This is a genomic window from Mesorhizobium sp. M2A.F.Ca.ET.039.01.1.1 (assembly GCF_003998035.1).
In the GTDB taxonomy this organism is placed as follows: domain Bacteria; phylum Pseudomonadota; class Alphaproteobacteria; order Rhizobiales; family Rhizobiaceae; genus Mesorhizobium.
On record NZ_RZRY01001074.1, the window covers coordinates 1 to 1,599 of the forward strand.

General features: G+C 61.4%; 1 protein-coding gene and 2 pseudogenes. All 3 read right to left on the minus strand.

Features of this window, described 5'->3' with window-relative positions; genetic code table 11:
* Positions 1-317 (minus strand): annotated as a pseudogene (locus EOA24_RS37340) (pyridoxal phosphate-dependent aminotransferase); the annotation flags it as partial.
* A gap of 97 nt (positions 318-414) precedes the next feature.
* Positions 415-642: pseudogene (locus EOA24_RS43620) on the minus strand (hypothetical protein); the annotation flags it as partial.
* 304 nt (positions 643-946) lie between these two features.
* On the minus strand, positions 947-1,599 hold a 653-nt coding region (locus EOA24_RS37350; protein WP_133374877.1), incomplete at its 5' end, for a helix-turn-helix domain-containing protein.

Sequence of the window (1,599 nt, forward strand, 5' to 3'; positions counted from 1 at the left end):
ACATACATACGTGCCACCAGGCCGAGCAGGCCGTCAATGCCTTCGCCGACGACCACGTTTTCGACGGCGACGCCGTGATGCGCGGCCGCCGCAACCTTCAGCTCGTAATTGTCGGGATCGCAATACATCCACTGGTCGCGCGCGACGCTCTCCATGCGCGCAATGACGCGCGGCGACGGGCCGAAACTGCTCTCATTGGCGCCGATGCGGGCGCGAAAAGGCCGCCCGCGCTCGCGCTCCTGCGCCTCCGGACCGACGAACGGCACCGTGGTGGGAAGCGCGCCGATGATCGGGGTGAGGGAAGGGCGACGAAGCATGGCATTGGCTCGCTTGAGAGGAGCTTCTAGCTAGCCTGTGCGACCGGCGGGCGCAAGTTGGCGGCCGCCCGGAGAGCCGATGCCATGCTTCGCAATGAATGTGGACGACGACGTATCGGCCCCCGTAGGGCTGGTAATACGTGCTGCCACAGTGCCACAGCACGGTACCGTTGATCGAAGTTTTCACGCACGCTGCCGGTAGTCTGGTCACATAGATGGTCGAACGGCGGATCGTACGGCGCGTGGTGCGCCTGGCAACCCCAGCTACGCTGCCTGGAGTGAGCGGGTGACCGACGCGGGCCTGCGCAGGGCTGACGAAAAGGGCGAAGGGTGTAACGGCATCGGCGATTCCCGCAAGCATCAATGCGAATGCTATCCCGGCAGTGCCGGTCGATCTCAAGCTCGATTTTTTCATTTGCATCCTCAAAGAACTCACAACTTGCCTGCGTTCAAATCCGTAGCCGATGAGGTCGCTCACCTGACGCAAACCCGGACCGCCGCCCCCGGAGGCAACATATTTTAGAGAATACTAATTATATAATCGGGCTTCTATTCGGATTGCGCAATTTCCGTCGAACTGCCTGCATGACGACTGGCGCCAATTCCGCGACCGAGTTTCACCCTCGTTGTCATCTTCTGGCACGTTGAAGTGTGTCCTTCGGGGACTCACCGAACAGCATGCGATAACTCGCAGCGAAACGGCCAAGATGGGTGATCCCCACCTCCATCGCGATCCTTGTGACGCTCAAGCCATCCGCTCCCCGCGCAGTGAGCAATCGCCTCGCTTCATTGAGGCGAACCGCCCTGATGAATTCCAGCGGGCTGAGAGCAAAGGCGGCGCGAAAGGCATACTCCAATTGTCGTCGGCTGATGCCGATTTCCTTGCACAACCGGATGATGGGGATGTCTTCGCGGATGTGCGCGCGAATAAAATCCTCGGCCGCCCATGCCTGTCGGAGGTGGCGACTGGAGGACCGATCTGTTTCGACGTTGCCACGGGCGCCAGCGAACGCGTTGGCTATGCCCCCCAAATATTCCGCCAACGCGATCGGAGTATGCTCCGGCAAGGCTGAATCGCTTGCGGCTTCCCCGAAGCGGTATGCCATCGCCTCCATCTGGCTGCGGAACATTTGCGCATCGCTGGCGGTGAGCCGAACGGCATTTGGATGGTCGGCCGCCCGATCCAAGATCGTGCCGGCGGAAAGTGCCTGGATTTCCACCCAGATCGACGTCGGAACAACGGCGCCCGTGTAGCGAAGGCCGGGCTTGACCGTCGCTGCGA